At 52.2% G+C, this 6,604-nt stretch carries 6 protein-coding genes; 1 reads left to right on the plus strand and 5 read right to left on the minus strand.

The annotated features are described in order from the left end of the window. Both mobV and EG885_RS21410 read right to left on the minus strand, forming a co-directional pair. A partial coding sequence (mobV, locus tag EG885_RS21405) for a MobV family relaxase (RefSeq protein WP_207392373.1) occupies positions 1-913 on the minus strand: 913 nt, incomplete at its 3' end. A gap of 1,179 nt (positions 914-2,092) precedes the next feature. Further along, complete coding sequence (locus EG885_RS21410; protein ID WP_131578722.1) at positions 2,093-2,821, minus strand: hypothetical protein; 729 nt, start codon at positions 2,819-2,821, stop codon at positions 2,093-2,095. Between the two features lie 620 nt (positions 2,822-3,441). Between EG885_RS21410 and EG885_RS21415 the strand changes: the two genes are divergently transcribed. Beyond that, positions 3,442-4,101, plus strand: coding sequence for a hypothetical protein (locus EG885_RS21415; protein ID WP_131578725.1), 660 nt, complete (start codon positions 3,442-3,444; stop codon positions 4,099-4,101). Positions 4,102-4,160: 59 nt separating this feature from the next. On the opposite strand, the gene EG885_RS21420 is transcribed toward EG885_RS21415, so the two are convergent. The 3 genes from EG885_RS21420 to EG885_RS22905 form a co-directional block, all read right to left on the minus strand. Then, on the minus strand, positions 4,161-4,592 hold the full coding sequence (locus tag EG885_RS21420) for a MerR family transcriptional regulator (protein ID WP_131578728.1): 432 nt from the start codon (positions 4,590-4,592) through the stop codon (positions 4,161-4,163). A gap of 68 nt (positions 4,593-4,660) precedes the next feature. Continuing rightward, positions 4,661-5,200: a winged helix-turn-helix transcriptional regulator gene (locus tag EG885_RS21425; RefSeq protein WP_131578731.1), complete on the minus strand. Its 540-nt coding sequence runs from the start codon at positions 5,198-5,200 to the stop codon at positions 4,661-4,663. 898 nt (positions 5,201-6,098) lie between these two features. Beyond that, positions 6,099-6,604 (minus strand): hypothetical protein (locus EG885_RS22905; RefSeq protein WP_165571261.1); only part of this gene is annotated, 506 nt, incomplete at its 5' end.

Consider the following 6,604-nt stretch of genomic DNA (forward strand, 5'->3'; position numbering starts at 1 on the left):
TGCAGCCTGCTGTTCTCGTGCTGAAGGTTGGAAAGCTCCTTCTGTATCTTCGGGGTGCCGGTAACCTGCTGCTTGAGGGTGAACAGCTCGACGGCATGCGCGCGGTTCTCCCGGTGTCGGGCGGCCTGGACGCCCCTGAGAGCGTCTGAGACGTCCTGTGATGCCCGTTCCCGCCATTCCGCCTCCGTCTCTCTCCGCCGATGCCCAAAATAGCCCCTCTGCGGCGCTCCGGGAGGCTCACGGCGGCATCGGGGTCGGTGAGATGGGCATAGGCCCTCTGGACGCGCTCATGGCGCGCAGGAGAGCCCTGCAGGCCGCGTTCCAGACCGTGGGTCTTTCCGACCCGTTCCGCGAAGTCGGTCTGCATGGCCGAGAGCTGCTGCCGGCTGCCGACGAGGGCACGGGCGTTCAGCTTGCCGCGTTCGTCCAGGGGAATGGTCATCACCGTCATGTGGGGCGTAGACTCATCCCGGTGGATCACCGCGGAGAGGACGTTCTCGGCCCCGTGGCGGGCCTTGAGCCAGTCGAGAGCATCGGCGAAATAGGCGTCCTGCTCCTCCCGGCTCATGGCCTTCAGAGCCTCGGGAGACCCGCCGACGAAATACTCCAGCCCATGGACGGCATTGCTGCGGATCCTCTCGGGGGCGCGGTCCTTCCAGGCATCGAGGACGGCGCGGCTGGTGTCGCCGCCGACCAGGATGGTGTTGTCGGGGGTGCGCCGGGTATCGGCATTGGGCGTGTCGCGTTCCCGGAAGGTATGCTGGAGGCTTGCCCCCATGTTGCCCATGGTCTTGATCTTGGCACAGCGGAGGATGGCGAAGCTGCGCGGGGTGGTGAGATGGAGCATCCTGCCGCCGATGCTGCGGTCCGCTCGGATCCGCCAGGCATCATCGTCATCGTTGTGCGCACCCATGAACCGATCTCCGAAGGAAGGTTTATGTGTACTCACTAGACAATTTGGCACAAGGCCAAATTGATCGCTCGCCCCGCAACGCGGGGAAAGGACACATAAACCCTCCCTCGGAGGGGCCTGCTCTTCGGTGTAAGAAAAAAAGAGTGTTATGCGGTACCTCAATGCTTGGCTTTAACAGGCTCGCAAAGGCACTGCCGGCATCAAGGAGCATGAAGAGCAGTCAGAACTACAACTCTGCAATTCTTGCTGTGTTGTATCGCATCAAGCATGTACCAAACACGCTATGAGGGCATGGATACATCGATATTTTAGGGACTTTGATCTGTGAGCTATTGGTCACCATTTTATCACAACGGAGCACTAATTGACCTGGATCACCTTGAGCCCTTTGAGTTTCGGTGCGGAGTAGCGGGTGAACCAGAGCGCCGCATTTTTGTAACTTTTGATGAGCACACCTTCACTAGAGGGATCACTCCCCAAGATCCAATCGTTAATTTATGCTTTAAAAACAGGGTTTTTTGCCCGGTTCGCTACGGTCTTTCACACGAGTTACGAGGAGTGATTAACGTCTTTCCCAATCTCAGAGTATGCGAGACATGGGAGAGGAACAGCTACGTTTACTTCGCAGCCAGTGTCACGTCGCCAGAAGGACCGTATCACGTATTTTTTAACGTAAGACGCCACGACTTCTCGAAAAAAAAGAAGGGGGTCGCCATGCACGTTCTCAGTGCTTACCCTCGCGAGGCTGGGGTGTATGGAGACGGACAGCACCCAAATACAGTCGATTTTGCAAGGCTAGTGGAAAACACCTACATGGGCCGTGCAATGCGTTTTTCTAAGTAGAACAAAAGTTTAAGGGCCCCCCGCAGGTGGCCCTTTGTGTCCGGCAGCCCAGGTTTCCCACCGCTCGCGCAGATCCTGATCTTGATCAGGACGGGGAGGCGCTGTTGCAACCGGTCTGTCGCCTCGAATCTCTTATAGCATTTTCAGTCGTGCTTATCAACCAACTGTTGACAAGCTTACGTATGTCAACATCTGGCCAAAGGCTGTGATCATCAACTTTGGACAGCTTGGTTGCGAACGTAATCAATGAGGGACCACACGCAAAATATAATTATTTAGCATGGGTACAAAAAAATTTAGCAATAATGATAGCAATTATAATAAATGAAGCCATTATTAAAATGGCTGGTCTTTGAAGGGGTCAACATCTGGAATAGGGAATGGAGGACGAACAAGCGTTACTGGAGGGGCATTCATAGTTGCAAAGTGAGTGTAATCATCAAGACCAACTAATCTGTAAATATTCGGTTCTTTTTTTTCATGATAGCGGGAAGATTGCCGTTCTACGATAAGAAGTCTGCTATGTATTAATATAGAAAGAGCTTTTCTAACATGACCAACATGAACGCCGGTGTACTTTTCGAAAGTCTCATAGCTAGAACGTATCGTATTCGAATCCCTATCACGGGCTGCGACAAGATAAATATATAGTTTAAGAGCATTCATCTCGTCAGCTCCGCGGAGCTTCCAGTACTCAAACGGAATAATAATCCCCTTTGAACCATACAGTGTTTGGGCCGGTAATTTTCCCCAAATATCCCCATGCAAGTCGATTTTATATGTGCTTCGCTTTAGGGACTTTGAATCCAAGAATTCCAGTTCTTTAAGAAGATTTAGCCCTAAGGAAAGCGTAGCACGCGAGACTCCAATAGCCGCAGTAATTTCATCGTAAGTCGCAGTGACAAGCTTACTTCCATCCTGGGGAAGGCGATGCCCAAGAGCTATTAGGGTCATAAGGGCACAAGTCCCTGAGCCGCCGTGTCTAACCCAAGAGAATTTTTTTAATCCACCATCTCTCACCCAGTCCGTTGGAAACCGGGTCCACTTATCCAATTTACGGTTCATTTTCTAGAACCTCGTGTGCTCACAACCACTGCATAGATGGCATAGCCTGCAAGAACGATCGCTCCGAGAGCAACCAAAGCAAGCAAGGACAGTAGTGGAATTTCGGCAAGAATTCTCAGGCTCTCGGTGTTCATTTCATGTCTCCACGACAAAAATTTTTGCGATCATGCCATCAAATAAACCGAGCAGGGTCAGTGTATCTAGAGACAGTTCAACACTGCATGCACAAATTTTTTGAATTTTATCTTTCAAGATCAAACACTTTTACAGTTAATGAACTGTATATGAGACATCCCAAATCAGTTCAGGAAGAGCCCTTTGTGAACTAAAAGCAGGGCAGAGGACTATTTTCAATGCAGTTGCGCTTAGCTGGCCATTCATCCGCAACCCTGGCTGATCCTTCAATCCGTTGGCCCCCGGCAGCGCAAGCACCTCGGTACGGGAAACAGGCAGGGTCAAGGTTGAGGAGGTGTTCGAAGATGGCCCCTAAGCAAGTTGCGATGAGTAAGCCGCATGCATATAAAAAAGGTTCTGAATACATCCATTTTTATATTATCATTTAGTATAAATGCGCTGGCTCTGATATATGGAAGTTAATCTTAAGCGAGGTATAAATTAAATTGCTGTACCATCCTGATCCGGACGAATTTATTGCGAACTCTAAAGAGTATGGAGCGCTTGGTAAGGCTATGGTTTCTTTATCAAACCTTGAATTTGCTCATGATGATTTTGTGTTCGAAATGCACAAACAAAACCAGGACCTAACACTTAAGCTATCTAAGAAATTCCCTCGACACTTTAAAGAAAAAACAGATTTTCTGATAAACGCGGTGGCTAACTCAAATAGGTTACTTCAGCTGCCTATGTTTGCAACTGGGCAGCTCAATTTGCTGTGGTTACAATACCAGCTAGATGAGCTGTATGAGATAAGAGCAATTATTGCTCATGGTTCAATATTTTTTTCCGAAACCACGCCTGATCGAATTACGTGGAAATTTGAGCGTATTGTACAAAGCGAAAAAAATGCATGGAGGCCTGAAGCAGTAGAAATTTCAAATGGATACTTGGCCAGTGTTTATTACTCTGCTTCATGCATAAAGCGCTATATTATTAATCTAACAAGGTGTCTAAAAGGTGATTCTTGCTGGGAAAGTATGTATCAAGCAGACAAGCAAATCAGAAGAAACAGACTAGCGTTTTCAGAATTAGTTGCCACTGGCGTTGTCGTTAAATCCGATAGGTGGATTAATGCTTTTCCGCCATTAGGGCCTGTAGAATGATTGTTGCTAATATCTATGATGGAAAACAAGATTTTATAAGGTCATTTAGGCTGAGATTTTCAGAACGGCCACCAGCGGCGGCGCTTTACAGAGGCCGGCACAACTAGTTCTGCCTCCTGATTAGCAAGGAGATTGGTGGCCTGCTGTCGCCATTTGTCCCGGTCCTCTTTTAAATCGGCCGTCTGGGCGACGTAGTTCTCCAATAGTGTATCTTTCAGCTTGTCACGTTCGCGCAGCGCCGCAAGTTCCTCGCGCAAGGCATTGGCTTCTGTAAAGTTATCTCTTTGAGAGGGATTTGCGTTCTTTTGCATTGTAGGGGTTTGCAGGCTTTGCGCACGCAAAGGGTAGACGCGGGACAGTTCGGCCCCATTGATTTGCCAAGCCCCAGATGCGTCCTTGGTGGCCGAGAGTTTTCCCGACTTAATAGCTCGTGTGATGGTCGCTACGTTCTTGCCAGTGGCTTCCGCAGCTTGGTTTGCGCTGTATTGCATTAGCCTTTGCGTTCCTTTGCATTGTCAGGCTGCGCAAACCTTTGCACGCAAGCATGGGGAGTTGTCTATTACTCAACCAACGTAGCGGGCAGATCAGGCTCCATCCCATCAAAAAATGGCTGTGAAACGGGCGGCAAGCCTTCACCGGAGGGTAGTTGCATTTCACCTGGGAACACGGAAGGGACGCGGTGCAGGGGTGTACTCTCGCCAATCCGGCTTCTGTTCTTCTGCTCGGCCTCTGAAACAGCAACTGTGGCTGTGAACAAGCTTCGGCGAATGCCGTCCCGAGAGCCATGCCAAGCGACACGATCGTTGACCACATAAGCATTTACCGTTCCGCTTTCGCCAACCTGCCAAACCTCGATCCAGTTTTCGTCGCGAAGGGTCGCAAGTGCACGCTGGACAGTGGGGCGTGAGATCCCGGTTGCCGTCTGTAGCTCTCGCTGTGAAATCACGACTGCATTATTGTCGCCCATGCGCGCAGTGAGGATATGCATGACTGCAGCTGCCTTGGGTGCACGGATGATCAGTTGAGCCCATTCTTCGTGGGCGGCTCGCTCTGTCTGGACCCAAGTTCCTCGGGTCTTTCTCTCTGGCAGCCTTGTCATATCCCGACCTTTTTATTGATGCAGGATGCACCCCCTGCTTTCAAATTATGAAAGTCTGCGATCAATAAAAGAAAGTCAACATTGCTTTCAGAATTTGAAAGTCAGTGAGGCAGGTTGCATCATCTGGGTGATGCAGGGGTGCCTCATCTAGATGATGCAGGTGCCTATAAAAAAGCATTTGAATTCAAAAATTTAAATTTCCGCCTTCTAATGATCTACAGGGAACAACCGGGACGGGCTGTGTCGGGCGAAGCAGCCCCCGGGGAGCAAGCGCCGACCGGCGCGGACCGGCCCGGTTTTTGCCTGTCAGCGAGCTTTCGACTTTGGCTTACGATTGTGAGGTGCGGGACGCATCGGCGAGAGCCACGCGGGAATGGGGATGATCAGGCAAGAAGGGGAAAGGGTTATCCCCAGGGAGCGCCAGATCTCTGCCTCTGAGAAGGGTCTGGACCTCGACCGTGGCGCTGGTGGCAGCGGAAGGATCTGCTGGTGAGGCGGCGCCTGGCGTGAGCGCGGTGCTTCAACCTGTGGCTGCGTTCTGGCGGATATGGGGTGTTATGCGCCCGACAGCCACCGTGTGAGAGATCACGCGGGGGTTGTCTCATGAAGGGCCTTGGAGGGGTGTTGCAGTTGCAGGATATGGCCAATGTAAACCGGAATTGCATTCCGGCCCCGGCGCTGTGTTTTCGGCAACGTATTCATTCCGCATTTCCCGCCATCTGCGCTGTCCGTTTGGCAAGAAATGGACGTGTAATTTTTGACACTCACCAACGTCGCCGTTCTTCGCGTCCAGCGCCGTTCCAGCAAGCAGGAACAGGACAGCGACGTCGCGAAGTTAACATTCCACATTTCCTGCCAACTGCCCTTCATGCGCCTTGCCGAAAGGACCGAGACAGGCTCAGTGTCCGTCGTCCCAGGCATCATCCTTCGGCTTGATCCGACGCTCGGCAGCGGGTTCGTCCCGGACTTGCTCCTGGACGACCGGTTTTTTCTTCGGCGCGTGTGAGACAGCCTCGACCGCCGCCTTGGCTTGCGGGGTGACCCTGGTCCTGGTCGCCGCTTTCGTCTTGACCACAGGCTTTGCGGCCGGGGCATCGAACGCGTCCAGCGCTTCCTTGGCGGCCGTCTGCAGCCGGGTCACGAGGGCTTTCTCGTCCAAGCCCTTTTCCTTGGCAAAAGCCCGACCACCCGCGACCATGCCGTCCTGGACGGCACGCAGGCGGCGGTTCTCCTTGGCGATCAGCTCGGCCCTGGTCTCGGTGGCCTTCAGCTCACGCTGCAGCCTGCTGTTCTCGTGCTGAAGGTTGGAAAGCTCCTTCTGTATCTTCGGGGTGCCGGTAACCTGCTGCTTGAGGGTGAACAGCTCGACGGCATGCGCGCGGTTCTCCCGGTGTCGGGCGGCCT

The organism is Paracoccus nototheniae, assembly GCF_004335005.1.
Classification (GTDB): Bacteria; Pseudomonadota; Alphaproteobacteria; order Rhodobacterales; family Rhodobacteraceae; genus Paracoccus; species Paracoccus nototheniae.

What these genes read in the sequence shown, in the direction of transcription:
- EG885_RS21410 (WP_131578722.1), bottom strand. Translation starts at nt 2,821, where the DNA reads ATGAACCGTAAATTGGATAAGTGGACCCGGTTTCCAACGGACTGGGTG.
- EG885_RS21420 (WP_131578728.1), bottom strand. Translation starts at nt 4,592, where the DNA reads ATGCAATACAGCGCAAACCAAGCTGCGGAAGCCACTGGCAAGAACGTA.
- EG885_RS21425 (WP_131578731.1), bottom strand. Translation starts at nt 5,200, where the DNA reads ATGACAAGGCTGCCAGAGAGAAAGACCCGAGGAACTTGGGTCCAGACA.